Source organism: Vicinamibacterales bacterium (assembly GCA_041659285.1).
Lineage (GTDB): Bacteria > Acidobacteriota > Vicinamibacteria > Vicinamibacterales > UBA2999 > 12-FULL-67-14b.
Map to the genome: position 1 here is coordinate 14,149 of JBAZYO010000018.1, position 19,827 is coordinate 33,975.

18 protein-coding genes are annotated in these 19,827 nt (G+C 66.9%); 11 read left to right on the plus strand and 7 right to left on the minus strand.

Annotated elements, in window-relative coordinates; translation table 11 throughout:
• Window positions 1–148 precede the first annotated feature (148 nt).
• On the plus strand, window positions 149–886 hold the full coding sequence (locus WC815_21580) for an SDR family oxidoreductase (protein ID MFA5911376.1): 738 nt from the start codon (window positions 149–151) through the stop codon (window positions 884–886).
• Window positions 887–983: 97 nt separating this feature from the next.
• On the opposite strand, the gene WC815_21585 is transcribed toward WC815_21580, so the two are convergent.
• From WC815_21585 to WC815_21605, 5 genes are read right to left on the minus strand one after another with little or no spacing between them, the layout of a single operon-like run.
• Window positions 984–1,379 carry a Gmad2 immunoglobulin-like domain-containing protein gene (locus WC815_21585; protein MFA5911377.1) on the minus strand — a complete coding sequence of 132 codons (396 nt, stop codon included), beginning with the start codon at window positions 1,377–1,379 and terminating at the stop codon, window positions 984–986.
• 3 nt (window positions 1,380–1,382) lie between these two features.
• Window positions 1,383–2,216 carry a hypothetical protein gene (locus WC815_21590; protein ID MFA5911378.1) on the minus strand — a complete coding sequence of 278 codons (834 nt, stop codon included), beginning with the start codon at window positions 2,214–2,216 and terminating at the stop codon, window positions 1,383–1,385.
• A gap of 24 nt (window positions 2,217–2,240) precedes the next feature.
• Window positions 2,241–2,954, minus strand: a complete 714-nt coding sequence (locus tag WC815_21595; GenBank protein MFA5911379.1) for an HAD family hydrolase — start codon at window positions 2,952–2,954, stop codon at window positions 2,241–2,243.
• On the minus strand, window positions 2,927–4,195 hold the full coding sequence (locus WC815_21600) for a pitrilysin family protein (protein MFA5911380.1): 1,269 nt from the start codon (window positions 4,193–4,195) through the stop codon (window positions 2,927–2,929). Before WC815_21600 ends, WC815_21595 begins: the two co-directional genes overlap by 28 nt.
• Window positions 4,196–4,212: 17 nt before the next feature.
• Complete coding sequence (locus WC815_21605) at window positions 4,213–5,499, minus strand: pitrilysin family protein (protein MFA5911381.1); 1,287 nt, start codon at window positions 5,497–5,499, stop codon at window positions 4,213–4,215.
• A 31-nt stretch (window positions 5,500–5,530) separates the two neighbouring features.
• Between WC815_21605 and ileS the strand changes: the two genes are divergently transcribed.
• The 5 genes from ileS (at window position 5,531) to WC815_21630 (ending at window position 12,615) form a co-directional block, all read left to right on the plus strand.
• Window positions 5,531–8,302, plus strand: coding sequence for an isoleucine--tRNA ligase (ileS, locus tag WC815_21610; protein ID MFA5911382.1), 2,772 nt, complete (start codon window positions 5,531–5,533; stop codon window positions 8,300–8,302).
• Between the two features lie 73 nt (window positions 8,303–8,375).
• Complete coding sequence (gene lspA / locus WC815_21615) at window positions 8,376–8,870, plus strand: signal peptidase II (protein ID MFA5911383.1); 495 nt, start codon at window positions 8,376–8,378, stop codon at window positions 8,868–8,870.
• Complete coding sequence (gene lgt, locus WC815_21620; GenBank protein ID MFA5911384.1) at window positions 8,851–9,681, plus strand: prolipoprotein diacylglyceryl transferase; 831 nt, start codon at window positions 8,851–8,853, stop codon at window positions 9,679–9,681. Before lspA ends, lgt begins: the two co-directional genes overlap by 20 nt.
• The gene (locus WC815_21625) at window positions 9,678–10,799 is read left to right on the plus strand and encodes an RluA family pseudouridine synthase (GenBank protein ID MFA5911385.1); all 1,122 of its coding nucleotides are present in this window, start codon (window positions 9,678–9,680) and stop codon (window positions 10,797–10,799) included. Before lgt ends, WC815_21625 begins: the two co-directional genes overlap by 4 nt.
• A 34-nt stretch (window positions 10,800–10,833) precedes the next feature.
• Window positions 10,834–12,615: an OmpA family protein gene (locus WC815_21630; GenBank protein MFA5911386.1), complete on the plus strand. Its 1,782-nt coding sequence runs from the start codon at window positions 10,834–10,836 to the stop codon at window positions 12,613–12,615.
• 3 nt (window positions 12,616–12,618) lie between these two features.
• Here the strand turns inward: WC815_21630 and WC815_21635 are convergent, their stop codons facing one another.
• On the minus strand, window positions 12,619–13,623 hold the full coding sequence (locus WC815_21635) for a hypothetical protein (GenBank protein MFA5911387.1): 1,005 nt from the start codon (window positions 13,621–13,623) through the stop codon (window positions 12,619–12,621).
• The gene (locus WC815_21640) at window positions 13,623–14,279 is read right to left on the minus strand and encodes a hypothetical protein (GenBank protein ID MFA5911388.1); all 657 of its coding nucleotides are present in this window, start codon (window positions 14,277–14,279) and stop codon (window positions 13,623–13,625) included. Before WC815_21640 ends, WC815_21635 begins: the two co-directional genes overlap by 1 nt.
• A 67-nt stretch (window positions 14,280–14,346) precedes the next feature.
• On the opposite strand from WC815_21640, the gene WC815_21645 reads away from it, so the two are divergent.
• From WC815_21645 to WC815_21665, 5 genes are all read left to right on the plus strand, one after another.
• Entirely contained in the window at window positions 14,347–15,069 is a 723-nt protein-coding gene (locus WC815_21645) for a hypothetical protein (GenBank protein ID MFA5911389.1), read from the plus strand.
• Between the two features lie 8 nt (window positions 15,070–15,077).
• Window positions 15,078–15,611 (plus strand): NUDIX hydrolase, encoded by a 534-nt coding sequence (locus WC815_21650; protein MFA5911390.1) that lies wholly within the window; start codon window positions 15,078–15,080, stop codon window positions 15,609–15,611.
• Between the two features lie 293 nt (window positions 15,612–15,904).
• Entirely contained in the window at window positions 15,905–16,357 is a 453-nt protein-coding gene (locus tag WC815_21655; GenBank protein MFA5911391.1) for a hypothetical protein, read from the plus strand.
• A 305-nt stretch (window positions 16,358–16,662) separates the two neighbouring features.
• The gene (locus WC815_21660; protein MFA5911392.1) at window positions 16,663–17,787 is read left to right on the plus strand and encodes a hypothetical protein; all 1,125 of its coding nucleotides are present in this window, start codon (window positions 16,663–16,665) and stop codon (window positions 17,785–17,787) included.
• Between the two features lie 9 nt (window positions 17,788–17,796).
• Entirely contained in the window at window positions 17,797–19,809 is a 2,013-nt protein-coding gene (locus WC815_21665) for a PQQ-dependent dehydrogenase, methanol/ethanol family (GenBank protein MFA5911393.1), read from the plus strand.
• Window positions 19,810–19,827: the final 18 nt, after the last annotated feature.

Consider the following 19,827-nt stretch of genomic DNA (forward strand, 5'->3'; position numbering starts at 1 on the left):
GCTGGCTAACACCAAAATGGAGCCCGACTGTCCGGTGCCATCATCTCGATGTGCCGCGCGGCTCATTTGGCGCGTTGGGCGGGCCGGGCAGACCGCCGTCTGACGAGGGAGCGGATCGCGCACACCACAGAAACGGATAGCACATTGCATGTCGGGAATTGAAGACAAGGTCGTCGTAATCACGGGCGCAAGCAGCGGAATTGGCGAGGCGACTGCGCTCTTGCTCGCCGAGCGCGGTGCGAAGGTCGTACTTGGCGCGCGACGCCCGGAACTCCTTAAGGCACTTGCTGACCGTATCGCGAGAACGGGTGGCGAGGCAGCCTACGCGCGCACAGACGTCAAACGGCGCAACGACGTGTCCGACCTCGTCAAGTTGGCATGCGAACGGTACGGCAAGATTGACGTGCTCGTCAACAATGCGGGCATTGCACCGATCTCTCCGCTCGACGACCTGCGCGTCGCGGAGTGGGAGGAGATGATCGATATCAACATCAAAGGCGTTTTGTACGGCATCGCGGCAGCGCTGCCGGTATTCCGCAAGCAAGGTTTCGGGCATTTCGTCAACACCGCTTCTACAGCAGGACACAAGACCGTGCCGAACCAATCGGTCTACTCCGGCACGAAGTTCGCCGTGCGCGCCATCTCTGAGGGCTTGCGCCAGGAGGCCGGTGATCGGCTGCGCGTAACGATCATTTCGCCCGGCTTCGTGCGGACAGACCTTGTGGACACTGTGGCGAATCCGGAGCTGAGGGCCCAGCTCACCGAGTCCAGGGACAAGTTTGCGATTCCGCCGGAGGCGATCGCCCGCGCCATTGTGTTCGCGATCGAGCAGCCGGCCGATGTTGACGTGGGCGAGATAATTGTCCGTCCCACTGCGCAGGGTTAACTCCGCCTCACCAACAAAGCCTCGCGTGCGCGGACCGCCCGACAGGGCATGCAGCCGACGAGCGGCAAGTCGTTACTCGGACACGCTCCTGGACAGACTAGGGGCTCAGTACAACAGGAACAATCACCCTGGAGGCCGGCGGACCGCCCGAGGCGCTCGGCTCGATCACTTCGAGATAGGCGAGCGTCGGCCTGGTCACCTTCGCGGTCACCGTGAACGACAGCGGGCCGGGGCCATCCACGCCACCGCCCTTCGCCGTGCCCCTCGCCAGCTCCTTGCCGCCGCGGACGGTCAGCGTCCACACCACGGTGCTCTCGAAGGTCCGCGAGCAGCCCGTGACGGCGAATCCGCCCTTCACCTTCGCGCCCGCGGCCGGCGCGGTCACCATCACGAACGGCTCGTCTTTCGGCACGTCGGCGCACGGCGTCTGCGCGAACGCCGGCGAAGCGTAGATGGCGGAGAGCATGACGACCAGCGTGAGTACTCGTGACATCTGTCAGTCCTTCCTGGCGAGGAGGTAGCGCCCGAAGCCGGCATCCCGCTGCAGCACGAAGTCCACGGCGCGGTAGCCCTTGGCGAAGTAGGCCTGGAACATCTGCCGCACATGCATGCGCCACTGCAGCGCGCGATCCGGGGCCTGCTGCTGCATCTGGGTAAAACCGGTGGGGATCTCGATCCACAGCCGCCGTTGGTCCACCGTGAGGTCGATGCTCTTGACCTCGCGCCAGTCGCCCTCGATGGCCGTGACGTTCACCACCGGCGCCTCCCCTACCTCATGAGACCGGGCCCGCGGGCCGGGGGTTTGCTCCAGCCGCCGCATCACGTGCGGGTCGGCGATGCGCCAGCTGACGATCAGGCGATCAGTGGGCGTGCCGCGGTGGAGCGCGCTGGTCGATTCGCCGTAGAAATTCTCGGCGTACTCCTCGACCACGCCGCCCAGCTTGGCGAAGTTGAGGTGCGCGTTCATGGCCTGCATGGGGTCGAAGGTCCACTCGATCAGCTCGTAGCCCTGCGCCAGCGCGCGGTCGCGCTGCTCCAGCTTCAAGCGGTAGCCCAGGCCGCCCCGGTATTCCGGGAGCACGCCCGTCATGTGGGACCACTGCATCGGCCGGCCGTCCTTCATGCCCACCACCGCGTAGGCGAAGCCAACCATGTGGCCGGATGGATTGAACGCGCCGAGCAGCGTGGCGCCGCGCTTCACGGTGAAGATGAACACCGGGATCGTCACCACGTCGGCGCTGTCGGTGTAGCCCCAGATGGAATGCTCGAGGTCCACCACCTGGCGGAACTCCTCGATTGTCTTGAGGTCGCGAATGCGGATGTCAGTCATTGAAACGAGCCGCGTCTTTCGTGGTTAGAGAACATCGGTCAGTTGCGCGAGCGTTTGGATCATCGGCACGTTCGCCGGCAGGGCCGGCGGCGCCTCTCCGGACCGGCGGAGGAGCACGGCGCGCATGCCCGCCTGGAGCGCGCCCTCGACATCATGCTTCAGGCTGTCGCCCACCATCAGCGATTCGGTGGCGCGCACGCCCGCGCGCTCGAGCGCGGCGTCGAAGATGCTGCGGTGCGGCTTCATGTAGCCGTGTTCCGCCGACGACACCGACACGCGGATCAGGCCGGTCAGCGAGAAGTGCTCGGAAAAGGCGACCAGGCTGCGATGGGAGTTCGAGATCACGCCGACCGTCAGGCCGCTCTCATGCAGGCTCCTCAACGCCGGCGCCGCATCGTCGTACATCTCGAAGTGGTGGTTCACCGCCCACTGATCGTAGATCTGCCGCGCCACTTCCACGACGTTAGCGCCGCGGCCGCCCATGTGCTCGATGATCGACGCGGTGTAGTCGATGAAGAGGTCGTGGTTGTAGATCTGCTCCTCGGCCTCGTCGAGAATGAAAGCCGAGGCTGCGGTCGCGAGGTCGAACCGCGACGGATCGACCTCGACCCCCATGGCCGCGCAGGCGAGGCGGTAGCCCTCGGCCTGGAACATCGGACCGGGGTAGATCAGGGTGAAATCGACGTCGAAGAAAACGGCGCGGAGGGTGGTCACGGGTTCGGCGGAGAGGGCTGCCACGGCCCGGCCACGGCGATGGTGGCGCGAGCGGGATCGAGCAACCGGCGCGCGCTGTCGTTGGCGGCCTCGAGCGTCACCGACTGAATCAGGCCAGGCAAGCGGACATCGTAATCCAGTCCCAGGCCGAAGAACTCGGCGTTCAGCAGGAACGAGGCGATGGCGGCATTGGTTTCGAGCTGCCGCGGCAGCGACCCCACCAGGTAGCCCTTCGACTCGTCGATCTCCTGCGCGGTGAAGCCCGACTGCAGGACGGCGGCCAGCTCCGTGTCGATCGAGGCGATGGCCTTCTCGACGTTGGCGGCCGAGACGCCGGCGCGAATGGTGAACGGCCCGGCGCCCAGGCTGGCGTCGAGCGAGCTGAATACGTAGTAGGCCATGCCTTGCCGCTCGCGAATGCTGTCGCCGAGGCGTCCGCCAATGGCGTATTGGCCGAGGGCGTTGTTCATCACCGAATACGCGGTGTAGTCGGGATTCGAGCGGCGGATGCCGACGAAGCCATACGCGATGTCGGCCTGCGCCTTGTTCATCATCGGCACGGTGACGAGGCGGCGCTCGCTGGGCGCAATCGCGTCGGGAATGGCGGCGGCCGCTTCGGCGACAACTGAAGCCCAGTCACCGAACACCTTGCTGATCGCCGCGACGGCCGCTTCCTCCTCGACGTCGCCGACGACGACGACCGTGATGGCGCCCGGCTGGAAGCCCTTCTGGTAGAACCGCACCAGGTCTTGCCGCTTGATGCCCTCGACCGATGCCACCGTGCCGCGCACCTTGCGCGCGTAGGGGTGCGGGCCGTAGAGCGCGAGGTTGAACGCATCCACCGCCATCGGCGCCGGATTGTCTTCGTCCTGGCGGATCGAGGTGATCAGATCCGCCCGGCGCGTGTTCACCTCGGCCTCCGGAAAGGCCGGGTGGCGAGCGATGTCGGCGGCCAGGGTGAGCACCGATCCGAAATCGTCGGCCAGGCACGTGGCGCTGATCGCCATCTGGTGGCGGCCGGCCACGACCGACAGCGACGCGCCGCGGCCGTCGAGGTCGTCGGCAATCACCTCCGCGGGCCGCGTCACGGTGCCGCGATCGAGCACGCGCGCGCACAGGGCGGCGGTGCCTTCGCGATCGGGGGGATCGGAGTAGGCGCCGGCACGGACGCCGACCAGCAGGCTCACGGCGGGCGTCGTGTGATTCGCTTTGGCAATCACCGTGACGCCGTTGTCGAGGACGCGTTGCGTCGGATTCAGACCCATGACGTGTTCACCAAGCCTCAAGCCCCAAGCCCGGTGATCGGCTCGAACCACCCGATGGTGCGATTCGCGGGCGTCAGGTACTTCACCGCCGCGGCATGCACGGCCTCCGGAGTGACCGCTGCCAGCCGGGCGCGCAGCTCGTGATAGCCGCGCCACGATCCGATGGTTTCGAAGTAGCCCAACTGGTGCGCGATGTCGGTCACGCTGTCGCCGTCGTAGACGAATCGCGCCCGCAACTGGGCGTTGACCTTGGCGAACTCCGCCGGCGTGATGCCGCCCTGCTGCAGGCGCTCCACTTCCTTGAGCACCACGTCTTCCACGGCCGCGAGCGACTTGCCTTCGGCCACGCTCGCGTTGATCGAATACAGGTAGGGATGCTCGGTCGGCATCAGGGCCCCGCCCACGCTGGAGGCGAGGCCGCCATCGACGAGCGCGCGGTAGAGCCGGGCGCTGCGCTGCGGCCGCGACACGCCACCCATCGACCAGATGTTGAGGCCGGCGGCGCCGTTGAGCACGGCGTCGGCCACCAGCAGCGGGAAGAACGCCTCGTCGGCGAACGCCGGGGCGTGAAACACGGCCTTCCAGTACGCCGTGGTGCCTTCCTTGCGCAGCACCACGCGCCGTTCCGCCTGCTGCTCGGGCTCCACCTGGCGGACGCGGGCCGGGCGCGATCCCGGGGCAATGCCGCCAAACTGCGCCTGCACGCGCTTCACCACGTCATCGCCATCGACATCGCCGACCACGACGATGGTGGCGTTGGAGGGGACGTAGTAGCGGCGATAGTGGCCGTAGAGGTCGTCGCGCGTCATGGTCTGCAGATCCGACAGCCAGCCGATGGTCGGGTGGTGGTACGGATGCACCTTGAAGGCGGCGGCGGTAACTTCGGTGTCGAGCAGCTGCTCCGGGTCGTTCTCGCCGCCGTGCAGCTCCGAGATGATCACGGTCCGCTCCGACTCGCAGTCGGCGGGGTCGTAGAGGCACCCGTCCATGCGCTCGGCCTCGATGAACAGCATCCGATCCAGCGCGTCCTTGGAGGCGGTTTCCAGGTAGGTGGTCTGGTCGATCCAGGTGTAGCCGTTCCAGCTCCCCCCGAATTTCTCGATGATGCCCTTCACCTGGTCGCGGGGAATGTTGCGGGTCCCCTTGAAGTTCATGTGCTCGACCCAATGCGAGACGCCGGTGACGCCCGGGGTCTCGTCCTTGGACCCGACGCGATACCAGCACCACACCGACGCCAGCGGGGCGGTGTGGACCTCCTGCACGAGGACCTTCAAACCGTTGTCGAGGACCGTCTCGCGAACCATTTCCCTTCAACAGTACAATAGACAGATAGCCATGTCCGACTGGAAAGAGACCTGCAACCTGCCGCGGACGTCCTTCTCGATGAAGGCGAACCTGCAAACCACCGAGCCGGAAACCATCGCCCGCTGGGACGAGATGGATTTGTACGGGCAGATTCGGGCGGCGCGCAAGGGCGCGAAATCGTTCCTGCTGCACGACGGCCCGCCCTACGCCAACGGCGAGATTCACATCGGCACGGCGCTCAACAAGATTCTCAAGGACCTGGTCGTCAAGTCGCACAACATGCTCGGCTTCGACGCGCCCTACCTGCCGGGCTGGGACTGCCATGGCCTGCCGATCGAACTGAAGGTGGACCGGGAGCTCGGGCCGAAGAAGAAGCAGATGAGCACGGCCGACTTCCGCCGCGCCTGCCGGGCCTACGCCGAGAAGTACCTCGACATCCAGCGGACCGGCTTCAAGCGCCTCGGCGTCATCGGCCTGTGGAACGACCCCTACAAGACGATGACGTTCACCTACCAGGCGTCGATCGTCCGCGCGCTCGGCAAGTTCGTCGAGCAGGACATGGTCTACAAGGGCAAGAAGCCCGTGCACTGGTGCACGCACTGCCGCACCGCGCTGGCCGAGGCCGAGGTCGAGTACGAGCCGCACACCTCGCCGTCGATCTACGTCGAGTTCCCGCTCAGTGACGACAGCCACGCCGAGCTGGCCCGGCGCGTGCCGGCGCTCGCCGGCCGCAAGGTGTCGGTGCTGATCTGGACGACCACGCCGTGGACGATCCCGTCGAACCTGGGCATCGCGTTCCACCCGGACTTCCAGTACGGCGCCTACGACGTGGACGGCAAGGCCGTGATCATCGCCAAGGACCTCGCCGAAGCCGTGGGCAAGAAGACCGGCAAGGCCTTTGACACTCTGCTGGCCTCGTTCGAAGGCAAGGCCATGGAACGGCTGGTGTTCCGTCATCCGCTGTACGCGCGCGACTCGCTGGGCGTGCTCGGCGACTACGTCACGCTCGAAGCCGGCACCGGCGCGGTGCACACCGCGCCCGGCCACGGCGCCGACGACTATCACAGCGGGGTCAAGTACGGCCTCGAGATCTACGCGCCGCTCGACCCCGGCGGGCACTACAACGAGTCGGTCGAGTTGTTTGCCGGACTCAAGGTGTGGGACGCCAACCCCAAGGTGGAGGCCGCGCTCAAGGAGCGGGGCTTGCTGTGGTCGCGTGAGGACTTCGAGCATTCCTACCCGCACTGCTGGCGGTGCCACAGCCCGGTGATCTTCCTCGCCACCGCGCAGTGGTTCATCGCCATGGACGCCCAGCACCTGCGCGAGCGCGCGCTCAAGGCGATCAACGACACCCGCTGGATCCCGTCGTGGGGCCAGGCCCGCATCGAGGGCATGATCGCCAACCGGCCCGACTGGTGCATCTCGCGCCAGCGCGTGTGGGGCGTGCCGATCCCGGCCATGGACTGCGTCAAGTGCGGCCACCCGGTGCTCACCAAGGCGCTCGTCGACAAGGCCGCGGCGGTGTTCGACGTCTACGGCGCCGACGCCTGGTACGAACGGCCGGTCGAGGAATTCGTGCCGGCCGGCATGGCCTGCACCGAGTGCGGCGGCACCGAGTTCGAGCGCGAGGGCAACATCCTCGACGTGTGGTTTGACTCGGGCTCGAGCCACGAGGCCGTGCTGCCCTTCCGCGCCGACCATCACTGGCCGGCCGACATCTACCTCGAAGGCAGCGACCAGCACCGCGGCTGGTTCCACAGCTCGCTGCTGGTCGGCATCGGCACGCGCGGGCGGGCGCCCTTCAACCAGGTGCTCACGCACGGCTTCGTCATGGACGAGCAGGGCCGCAAGATGTCCAAGTCGATCGGCAACACCGTGTCGCCGCAGGACATCATCAAGCAGGGCGGCTCCGAGATCCTGCGGCTGTGGGTGTCGATGGTGGACTACCGCGAAGACATCCGCATCGGCAAGGAGATCCTCGCCCGCACGGTCGAGGCGTATCGCAAGATCCGCAACGTCATCCGCGTGCTGGTGGCGAACCTCTACGACTTCGATCCCAAAGACGACGTCTTGCCGAAGGCGCGCATGCAGGAGATCGACCGCTGGGCGCTGGCGAAGTACGCCGACGCCGCCGAGCGGATCGTCAAGGCCTACGAGGATTACGACTACCCCGGCATCTTCCAGGCCGCCAACCACCTGATCACCGTGGACCTGAGCGCGTTCTACATCGACGTGACCAAGGACCGGATGTACACCTTCGGCGCCAGGTCGGAAGCCCGTCGCTCGGGCCAGACCGCGATGTTCATCATCGTTGACGGCCTCGCCCGCCTGCTCGCGCCCATCCTCTCGGTGACGATGGACGAGTTGTGGCGGATGCTGCCGGGCGATCGTGAAGCCTCGGTGCACATGGCGCTGTTCCCCACCGGCCTCGAGCAGTGGAAGGACGAGACGTTGATCGAACGTTTCCATGCCTTGGCGGCGTATCGGGACACGGTGAATCTCCAACTGGAAGCCAAGCGGAAGGACAAGACGATAACCGCCAACCTGTCTGCGAAAGTCCGGGTAACCGCGGACGGGGAAAACGCCAAGTGGCTCGCGGACTCTGCGGACTTCCTGCCGACCCTTTTTGGCGTGTCCGAAGTGGAACTTGACTCTGGACCTTTTGCTGTCTCTGTCGAGCTCGCCACCGGCATCAAGTGCGAGCGCTGCTGGCGTTACGTTCCCGACGTGAGCCAGCAACCCGATCGCGCCGGCCTGTGCCCGCGCTGCGTCGAAGCCCTGGCCGAGCCGGTGAGTCTCTAATGAACTGCTTCGAACACCAAGATGGCCGCTCCGTTGTCGCGGCCCGATTTCAGGCCGTGACCTTTTGGTAGGCGTGCTGGCTTCACGTCGCCTCGAACTCTACGTCGCGGTGACCGTGGTGATCCTCGATCAGATCACCAAGGCCCTGGTCCGGCCGGCGCTCGCGCTCCACGAGAGCATGGTCGTCATCCCCGGCTACGTGGACCTGACCCGCGTGCACAACACCGGCGCGGCGTTCGGCATGCTCAACTCGGTGGATTTTCCGCTGAAGACGGTGGTGCTGTCGCTGGTCGCCCTCATCGCCCTGGGCGGCGTCGCATGGTACGCTGCTACCGTGCCGCTGGCCGATCGGCTGGCCCGCATCGGCATTGCCGGCGTGCTCGGCGGCGCCGTCGGCAACCTGATCGACCGGGCGACGGCCGGCTACGTGCTGGATTTCGTGGACGCCTATTGGAACGGGTGGCACTTCTGGGCCTTCAACGTGGCCGATGCCGCCATCACGGTGGGCGTGATCTTCATGATTCTCGATATTCTTGGGCTGGGACGCCGTGCATCCAATTCTGTTTAACGCTGGGCCGATCACCATTTACTCCTACGGCGTGCTGCTGGCCGCCGCGTATCTCGCCGGCCTCTGGCTGGCGGTGAAGCGCGCGCGCGCCGCCGGCATCGACGGCAACCGGATCATGGACCTGCTGATCTGGGTGATCATCGCCGCCCTGGTCGGCGCCAAGGCGCTGCTGTTCATCGTTGACTACCAGCACTTCACCAGCAGCTGGGAGGAGTTCACCACGCTGTTGCGATCGGGCGGCGTCTTCTACGGCGGCCTGATCGCCGCCATCGTCGTCTGCATCTACCAGTTGCGGAAGCACCGGCTGGCGCTGTGGCCGTCGGCCGACCTGTTCGCGCCCGGCATCGCCCTCGGCTACATGGTGGGCCGCCTCGGCTGCCTGATGGCCGGCTGCTGCTACGGCAAGCCGACCGAGGTGGCGTGGGCCATCACCTTCACCGACCCCGCCGCCAACTTCAACGTCGGCACGCCGCTCAACGTGGCGCTGCACCCGACGCAGCTCTACGAGTCGGCCGCCGGCCTGGTCATTCTGGTCGCGCTGCTCGCGCTCGAGAAGCGCCCGGGCTCGTTCGCCGGCCGTACGTTCTGGAGCTTCGCCTTCCTCTACTCGGTGCTCCGCTTCATCATCGAGTTCTTCCGCGGCGACGATCGCGGGCTGGTGTTCGACATGCTGTCGACGTCGCAGTTCATCTCGGTCGTGCTGGCCCCGCTGAGCCTGGTCATGCTGTGGTACCTGAGCCGCGCCAATCGTCCGGCCGCACCTGAAACAGCGGATGCCACGCGCGGTCCCCGGAAACCCCGGTTTGCATGAGCCAGGGTAAGGGACCAGGAACGAAGGTCCGGCGCAAGCGCGGTGACGCGGCGGCGCCGGCGCCACCACCGCCCGCCGTGACGCGGCCCGCGCTGCCGTCCGTGCAGTTCACCGCTGACGCCGACAACCAGGGCGACCGGCTCGACCGGTTCCTGGCCGGCGAGATCGCGGATTACTCGCGATCGCAAATCCAGCGGCTGATCGAACAGGGCCACGTCACCCACTCGCGTTACCAGCAGGCCAAGGCCAACTCCGACATCCGCGAAGGCGACGTGATCTCGGTGGCATTGCCTGCGCCGACGGCCACCGCGGCGCAAGCCGAGAACCTCCCCCTCGAGATCCTCTTCGACGACGCCGACATCGTCGTGGTGAACAAGCCGGCCGGCATGGTCGTGCATCCGGCGGCGGGCAATCCGTCGGGCACGCTGGTCAATGCCCTGCTCCACCACGTCAAGGACCTGAGCGGCATCGGCGGAGAGATCCGGCCGGGCATCGTGCATCGGCTCGACAAGGGCACCTCGGGCGTGATGGTGGTGGCGAAGAATGACGACGCGCACCGGGAGCTGACGCGGCAGTTCCACGACCGCGAGGTCGAGAAGGAATACGTGGCGCTGGCCTGGGGGCTGGTGCAGCAGCGCAAGCGCATCAACGCCAGGATTGGCCGCGACCCCAAGAACCGCGTGAAGATGTCGACGCGCGCCAGCCGCTCGCGGGACGCCATCACGCGCGTGACCTGGTCGCGCGACCTGCAGGGCGTGACGCTGCTGCGCGTGGCGATTGCGACGGGACGCACGCACCAGATTCGCGTCCACCTGAGCGCGATCGGCCATCCCATTGTCGGCGACTCGCTCTACGGCGGCGTCCACCGGCGCGTGCCGCATCCGCTCAAGGCGGTGACGAGGCTGACCCGCCCGTTCCTGCACGCCGAGCGGCTGGTCATCACGCATCCGCGGACCGGGGAGCGCATGGAATTCACGGCGCCGATTCCCGCCGACCTCGAAGCGATTGCCTACGAGCTGGCGCCACCGGAGATCCGCGAGACCGTGTTCGCGCGGGTGTCGATCGCCGAAGAAACCCACCACGACGAAGACGGCGAAGACGACGAAGACGACAAGTAGACGACGGCGGGCGGGGCTGTGCCACACTGGGCCCATGCTCAAGCTGGCGACGGCCGTCATCCTGTTCGCAACGCTGTGCGCGCCGGTCTACGCGCAGGGGCCCGCCAAGAAACGGCCGCTCGGCCCCACCGTCAACACCACGACCCATCGCGAATTGCTGCCGGTGATCAGCCCCGACGGGCAGACGCTGTGGTTCATCCGCGAAGGTGTGGACACCGCGATGGGCGATCGCGTCACCAGCGAACTCGAAGCCAACCTCAAGACGCTCGAGGCGCAGCTGGAAAAGCTGCCGCCCGAACAGCGGAAGATGCTGGAGGACGTGATCAGGCAGAACCGCGCCGCCGCGCCGAAACTCGCCACGGCCGGGCCGGTCAAGCAGACGGTGTTCAAGTCCACGCGCCAGCCGGATGGATCCTGGGGACCGGCGCAGCGGCAAGCCGCGCCCCTCAACAACGAGGTGTCGAACTCCGGCGTGGTGACCGCGCTGCCGGACGGCAACACGCTGCTGGTCGGCACCTGGAAGGCCGGCGATCCGTTCGGCGACTTCGCGAAGCAGATCGATCCGAACGTGAACCTGCTGGACGTGCTCAAGGCGGCGGCACCGGGTTCGAAAGCGGCGCCGCCCCCGCTGGTCGCCCCGGATCCGGCGCGCGACGACCAGAACAAGGTCATCGGCTTCAGCCGGCGCCGCGGCGCGGCGTGGAGCGATCCGCAGCTCCTGAAGGTGATCGGCTACGCGCACCAGGCCGGTGTCCGCAGCGACTACTTCCTCGCGCCCAACGGCCGCGCGCTGATCCTCTCGCTCGTCAACAGCGAGAGCCAGAACCGCAGCCGCGACCTGTTCATCTCATTGATCCAGGCCGACGGTCGCTGGTCGAAGCCGGCCAACGTCGCCACCCTCAATTCGCCGCAGGAGGAGATTTCGCCCTGGCTCGCGCCCGACAACCAGACGCTGTATTTCTCCTCCGGCCGCGCCGGCGGGCTCGGCGAGAACGACATCTGGATGTCGCGGCGGCTCGATGACAGCTGGCTCAAGTGGTCGCCGCCGCAGAACCTCGGCGCCGACATCAACACCAAACAGGCGGACATGAACCTGGCCGTGGACGCCACCGGCCGGATGGCATTCATGTCGCTGGGCGAGCGCGGCAAGGAGGATCTCTACGAGTTCGAGTTGCCGGCGGCCATGCGGCCGCTGCCGGTGGCCTTCGTCTACGGAACGGCCACCGACCCGGCCGGCAAGCCGGTGCCGGCGGGCATCCTGTATGAGTTCCTGAAGAACACCCAGCTGGCGGGCCAGGCCGGCGCCAACCCGCAGGACGGCAAGTATCAGATCGCGTTGCCGATTGGCGAAGACTACGGCTTTCGCGCCTCGGCGTCCGGCTACATCGCGATCAGCGATCGCATCGACCTCAGGCAGGCGAAAGACCAACAGCGCTACGAGCGCAACCTGGTCCTCATCCCCATCGCCACGGACGTGCCGATCCGCCTGAACAACATCTTCTTCGACACCGCCAAGACCGAGTTGCTGCCGGAGTCGCGCGCTGAACTCGACCGCCTCGCCACGCTGCTCCGCGACATGCCGGCGATGCGGATCGAAATTCGCGGGCACACCGACACGGTGGATGACGACGCGTTCAACTTGAAGCTGTCGGAGGGCCGCGCCGCCGCGGTGGTGGCCTTCCTGGCCAAGGCCGGCATCGCCGGCGCCCGGCTGCGGTCGCGAGGGTTTGGCGAGTCGCAACCGATTGCGCCGAACGACACCGAGAAGAACCGCTTGCTGAACCGCCGCGTCGAGTTCGTGATCCTGTCGCGGTAGGGATCAGCGGCGGTAGCGGTCTTCAAGGAAGCCGTAGAACATGAAGCCGTAGCGCACCGACCAGTCGGGGTTGTCGAAGAAGCGCGCTTCGCAGGCGCCGATGCTGGCCAGGTCTTCGCGCACGTAGCCGAGCAGCTCGCGGTACTTGGCGTCGTACGAGCCGCCCAGTTGATCGACCGCGCGCTCGATCTTGCGGCGCTCCTGCTGCCACGCCAGCCCGGAGATGGCGTGCACGCTGCTGACGTTGTCGCCGAACGACTTGGCACGCTCCGAATATTCCTTGTTCCAGTTGTAGATGCAGCGCAGCTTCTCGAGGTTGCCGCGGGTGCGGTCGAGGCGGCCGTAGGCCTGCGAATAGCACGACGCGCACTCCGCCGACCCCGCGCACATCGACGGCACGATCGGCATCGCCGCCGGCGAGGTGTTCGACAGGCAGGTGTGATCGCTCGGGTGCAGGATCTGCCAGGCCTCCAGCGCGGTGGTCGCCGCGGCCAGACCGCGATCGAGCGCGCCCTGGAACATCTGCCGGCTGCGCTCCATCGAGTTACGCAGCGCCTCGGACGTGCGCCGGTCGAGGTCGGCGGCGCGCCGGAAGTTCTCCTCGGCCTGCCGCTGGACCTCCGCCGATCGGCGCTGCATCTCCCGCGCCTGCTCGGGTGTCGGGATGTCCCGGCCGGGCTCGAGTTGCTGGACGTTGTCGTTGCGGCGGAACGGATCGATCTCCCGGTTGCGCTGGTCCTGGCGCATGATCTCGAGATCGCGCGGCGTGATTTCCCGCATCTCGCCGGCGCGGTTGCCGCGCTGCTGGTCGATCATCCGGTTCAAGTCGCTCTGGTCGATGCGCCGCATCTCGCCGACGTTGCGGCCCGAGGCGCCAAAGCCCGCCGCGCGGGCCGGCACCTGGCGCATGGCGGGCTCGGTCCGCGCCGTGGCGGGATCGGTGGGCTGGCCCAGTGCCGCCGCCGGCAATGCCACCAGGACGAGCAGAACGAAAATCGCGCGGCGCATTACTGTCCTCCCTGCTTTCGGCGCAGCATCCCGACGCCGACGAACACCAAGCCGAGAGCGGCCACCGCGCCCACGGCGAGGCCTGCCCAGGCGAACACACTCACGCCGGCCGGCGGCGCGGCGGCGGGCGCGGCATCGGTGGCGGCCGCGGTCGTCTTCAACCTGGCCAGCGTCGCGGCGTCGTAGTTCGCCACCGGCGCGAGAAACGACTGCGTTTCGGGCGGCGTGATGTCGCCCGCCCAAACCGCCAGCATGAAGGGCACTGCCGCGCCGCCGGGGGCGCTGACGCCGATGCCGAAGTCGCCGTGCGTGCGGAGCTGGATGGTGGCGGTGCCGTCGCTGCCGGTAGTGGCGTGCTGCTCGGGCTCGTCGAAGTTGTCCTTCACGATCACGACGTTCACCGGCTTCGCGATGTCGCCCGACGACACCACGACGGTGACCGGCTGCGCCACGTCAAGGCCCTCGACCGCGAAGCGCGCGAGCGCCGCCGCCGTGACACCCTGAGCCACGGCAATCCTGCCGGGCCCGAGGTCTTCACCAGATTCGAGAACAAGCTTGAGTGGCGGTGGAGGCGCGGGCTGCTGAGCGGACCCTGCGCTGGCGCCGGCAACCGCCAGCATCATCACCAGCAAGGCTGGACATCGACGGTGCGGCATGCCGATCAGCCTAACATAGCGGTCACGCCGCGCGCCCCGACCTTCGGAGTGTAGTAACGTGCCGCCCATGAATCGACGCGCCTTCATTTCGTTGAGTGCCGCCGGCGCCGTGGGCCTGCTGCACGGCTCGCCGCTCGCCGCGCAGGAGCCGGCACCCGCGGCGGTCCCCTACGGCCAGAGCCGCCTCGGGATCTCGGACGACGACCGCGACGGCACGCTCTACGTGCCCAAGAGCTACCAGCCCGGCGTGCCGATGCCGCTGATGATGATGCTGCACGGCTTTGCCGGCACCGGCGAGGGCGTGCGCGGCATGTTCCCGCTGGCCGAGGAGTTCGGCGTGATCATGATCGCCCCTGAATCGCGCGGGCTCACCTGGGGCCGGTCCATTCCCGGGTTCGACGACGATGTCCGCTACCTCGGGCCGGCGTATCGCCACGTCGCCGGCCTCGTCGACATCGACACCACGCGCGTCGCGCTCGGCGGCGTCTCCGACGGCGCCGGTTACGCGCTCTCCATGGGCCTCGCCTACGGCAACAGCTTCAATCACCTGATCATCTTGATGGGCGGCCAGATGGTCCCCTACCGCAATCAAGGCAAGCCGAAGATCTTCATGGCGCACGGCGTCAACGACACCCAGATGCCGATCGACAAGACGGCCCGGGTCTACGTCCCGAAGCTGAAGGCCGACGGCTACGACGTCACGTATCACGAGTACGACGGCGGCCATCGCGTGCCGCCGGACGAGATCCGGGCGGCCTTCAAGTGGTTGGTCGAATCCAAGCCGCAGTGAGCGAACGCATGGACAGCCAATCCGCCACCCTGCTGTCGCGCACCGTGGTCCACAGCGGACGCATCTTCCGCCTCGAGATCGATCGCGTCACGCTGCCCGGCGGCCATACCATCGACATGGAACTGGTGCGGCATCCCGGCTCGGTCGTGTTGCTGCCGGTGCCGGAACCCGGATCGATCATCCTCATCCGCCAATACCGCTACGCCATCGATCGGTGGATCTGGGAACTGCCGGCGGGGACCCTCAAGCCCGGCGAGGACCTGGTGGCCGCGGCGGCAAGGGAATGCGAGGAAGAGATCGGGCTGGCGCCAGGACGAGTCACGCGGTTGCGAGGCTATTACCCGACGCCGGGATTCTGCGATGAGGAGATGACCTATTGCCTCTGCGAGGAGCTGCGTCCCCCCGCGCCGGACTCGACGGTGCAGAAAGACGAGGACGAGGACATCGAGCCGCGCACGTTCACGGTCGGCGAGGCGCGCGGCCTGGTGGCCTCGGGCGAGATCGTGGACCTCAAGACGCTGGCCGGTTTGACGCTCGTCTAGGAGGCCCTGGTGCCCCGGCGCGTTCCAAGTCCAGACTCTTGGTTCTAATACAGGACACTAATGACTAAGTGGTTTGTTTTCATGTATTTAAACAAGAAATTGCCTCGATATCTGATTTTGTTTGTTCTATATTGATACGACAGTCATTATTGTCATGTCGATTACGGTTTCGTTGATCGAGCTGGACTTGGAGATTAGGGCCAAAAACAGCTGTTTCTGGCCTTCTTCGGCCAAAATTCGCGATCTGTCGGAAGTGGCAGCTCACTTGCTATGTGTGTGGGCAGGTGACCGACATGAACGCCAACAAATTCGCTCGATGGACCTTCAACCTGACACTCGCGTTGGTGCTGCTGGCAGCGGCTTCCACCACCGCACAGGCGCAGTCCCGCGACACCCGGGCTTCCTGGATGGCCGCCTCATCGAACCAAGCCGAGTTGACCGGGAACACCTGGGGACGGCTCACCCTCCTCGATGGCGTGCTGACCTTTCAGTCGTCGAACTACAGCTGGCGCATCGCGCTCACGGAGATCACGCGAATCCAGTCCAGCAAGGAAGCCGCGCGCGCGTTCGTGGTTGAGACCGTGAGTGGCCAGCGCTACTACGTCGGCATCATGGACAGCACGATGACCATGGCCTCGCCCGGCAAGACCATCCAGATGCTCCAGCGCGCGGTGCGTGAAGCCCCGCCGACGATCAGCCGGCCGACCATGGTCGCCGCCGCTGGTGGCAGCAGCGACGACAAGTAGCGCCGCGCGCGGGCGCGTTCGCACGGGCAGATAGTTCCGGAGTGAACGCGCTTCGCGCTCGCGCCGGGTGGCTGGCAGGCACGGGAGTCCTCCTGTTGAGTGCCTGCGGCCACCGCCGGTCTCCGCGCAGGTGGCCGTGGCCGCGGCGTACGAAGTGGCCCTGGATCGGTGGTCCTGCCGATTCGAAAACCCCTCGAGTTTCGACATCGCGGAGCTCGTCCCCTCACGACTGGAGAATCGAGCGCCGGAAGACCCTTGATTCGTTGCTGCCCGACGAGCACAATGCAGGCCACGCGAGGTATCCCATGAGAGTGTGGTCCACTGCGATCGTCTGTGCTGCCGTCGTCTCGGTGTCCTTGGCCGCTCAAGCGCCACGCGGCGCGTCGGGGCCGCCCGAGCACGCCAAGGTCACGCCGATCAACAACCTTCCCAACCCGTACGAAACCGTCCGCAACTGGGGCACGCTCCCCGATGGACGGAAATGGGGCTCGGTCAGCGCGATCAGCGTCGATGCCGACGGCAAGCACATCTGGGCCGGCGATCGCTGCGGCGCCAACTCCTGCGCCGGCTCGAAAGTGGATCCCATCGTCAAGCTGGATCCGGCCGGCAAGGTCGTGCAGAGCCTCGGCGCCGGGCTCATTCTCTGGCCCCACGGCATGGACGTCGACAAGCAGGGCAACGTGTGGGTGGTCGATGCCCGCTCGGCCACGGCCGCGGAGCTGAAGCAGTTTCCGGATGCGGCGGGCAAAGGCCACACGGTCCTGAAGTTCAGCCCGCAGGGAAAGCTGCTGCTGACGATTGGCACGCCGGGTGAAGCCGGCGATCCGCCGGCGAAGCTCACCGAGCCCAACGACGCGATCATCGCGCCCGATGGCAGCATCTTCGTGGCCGAGGCGCACAACGCGCAGTACCTGGACACGGCGGACCAGCCGGGCGCCATCGGCCGCATCTCGAAGTGGTCGGCCGACGGCAAGTTCATCAAGACCTTCGGCACCTTCGGCTTCGGCGCGGCGCAGTTCCGCGGGCCGCACTCGCTGGCGTTCGACTCGAAGGGGCGCCTGTTCGTGGCGGACCGCGGCAACCGCCGCATCCAGATCTTCGACCAGGAGGGCAAGCACCTCGACACGTGGTACCAGTTCAGCCGCATCAGCGGGCTCGTCATCACGCGCGACGACACCCTCTACGCGATCGACTCGGAGTCGGACGACAACTACAACCCGGGCTGGCGCAAGGGTCTGCGCGTCGGCAGCGCGCGCACCGGCGAGGTGTGGTACTTCGTGCCCGAACACGTGTCGAAGCAGGCCTCGGGCATGGGCGGTTACGGGTCGATGGGCGAAGGCGTCGCCGTTGACGGCCAGGGCAACGTCTACGCCGGCGAGGTGGGGCCGATCCAGGGGCTCACCAAGTTCATTCCGCGCTTGAAGCGCTGAGGTTCACCGATGGCTCGCCCGATCACCGCAAGCATCGCCGCTCTCGTCGTCGTGTTCGTCGCGCTCGTCACCGCGCAGCAGGCCCCGGCCCCGGTGGACGATGCGGCGCTGGCGAAGGCGGAGGCGCGGAACCAGGACTGGCTGTCGTACGGGCGCGACTACTACGAGCAGCGCTTCAGCCCGCTCGATCAGATCAACGAGACCAACGCCGCCAAGCTCGGCCTGGCGTGGTCGTTCGAGACCGCGACGGATCGCGGCCTTGAAGCGACACCGCTCGTGATCGACGGCGTGATGTACACGACCGGGTCGTGGAGCGTCACCTATGCCATCGACGCCAGGACCGGCCAGCAGCTCTGGAAGTACGACCCCGAGGTGCACCGGAAGTACGACGCGCTGGCGTGCTGCGATGTCGTGAACCGCGGCGCCGCCTTCTACAAGGGCCGGGTCTACGTCGGCGTGCTCGACGGCCGGCTCGTCGCCATCGATGCCAAGAGCGGCAAGGTCGCGTGGCAAACCGCGACGGTCGATCAGAAGCAGGCCTACACCATCACCGGCGCGCCGCGCATTGCCAAGGGCAAGATCATCATCGGCAACGGCGGCGCCGAGTACGGCGTGCGCGGGTATGTGTCGGCGTACGACGCGGAGACCGGCAAGCTGGCGTGGCGCTTTTACACCGTTCCCGGCGATCCGTCGAAGCCGCAGGAGAACAAGGCCCTCGACAAGGCGCTGCCGACGTGGAAGGGCAACGACTGGTGGAAGTACGGCGGCGGCGGCACGGTCTGGGATTCGATCGTCTACGACCCCGAGATCAACCTGCTCTACGTCGGCACCGGCAACGGCGCGACCTGGAACCGGCACCTGCGCAGCCCGGGCGGCGGCGACAACCTGTACCTGGCGTCGATCCTCGCGATCAATCCCGACAACGGCGAGCTGGTGTGGCACTACCAGACCACGCCGGGGGATACCTGGGACTACACCGCGGTGCAGCCGATGATGCTGGCCGACCTCACGATTGGCGGGCGCCAGCGCAAGGTGATCATGCAGGCGCCCAAGAACGGGTTCTTCTACGTGCTCGATCGCGCGACCGGCGAGCTGCTGTCCGCCGACAAATACGTGGAGGTCAACTGGGCATCCCACGTGGACCTGAAGACCGGACGGCCGATCGAGATCCCCGGCGCCGATTACGCGGAGAAGGGCACCTACATCCGGCCGGGGCCGCTCGGCGGCCACAACTGGCAGGCCATGTCGTTCAGCCCGCGTACGGGTCTCGTCTACCTGCCGGCGCAAGACAACGGCCGCTACTACGAGAAGCAGGAGGGGTTCGAGTACAAGCCGCTCGAATACAACCTCGGCCTCGCGCCGATCGGCCGCAACGCCGAAAAGTATGAGGTGCCCTACAAGGGCCGGCTGATCGCCTGGGACCCGGTCGCGCGCAAGCCGCGATGGACGGCGGAGTATGGCGCGTATTGGAACGGCGGCACACTGGCGACCGCCGGCAACCTGGTCTTCCAGGGCACCGCCGCCGGCGACTTCATCGCCTACGACGCCACCACCGGGAAGCAGTTGTGGTCGTCGTGGGCCACGACCGGCATCGTCGCGCCGCCGATCACCTACGCGATCGACGGGAAGCAGTACGTCTCGGTGATGGCGGGGTGGGGCGGCGCGTTCCCCAAGAAGGCGCGGAGCTTCGGGCGATTGCTGACCTTCGCGATCGGCGGGACGGCGTCGCTGCCGTCGAAGCCGCGGCCACGGCAGGTGACGGCCATCGCCAGCAACGCGCGCCCGGACGAAATTGCGGCGGGCTCGAAGATCTTCGCGACCTACTGCGTGCGCTGCCATGGCGGCGCCACCATCCTGCCGGACCTGCGGAGGTCAACGGCGGCGGTCTATGCGGGCCTCGAGAAGATTCTTGATGGGTCGCTGGTCGAACGCGGCATGCCGCGTTTCGCCGAGCTCGACAAGCCGGCAATTGCGGCGCTGCGCGCCTATCTCCTGGACGAACGGAAGAAACTCGCGCCGTAGCGCGTACAACCGGAGGCA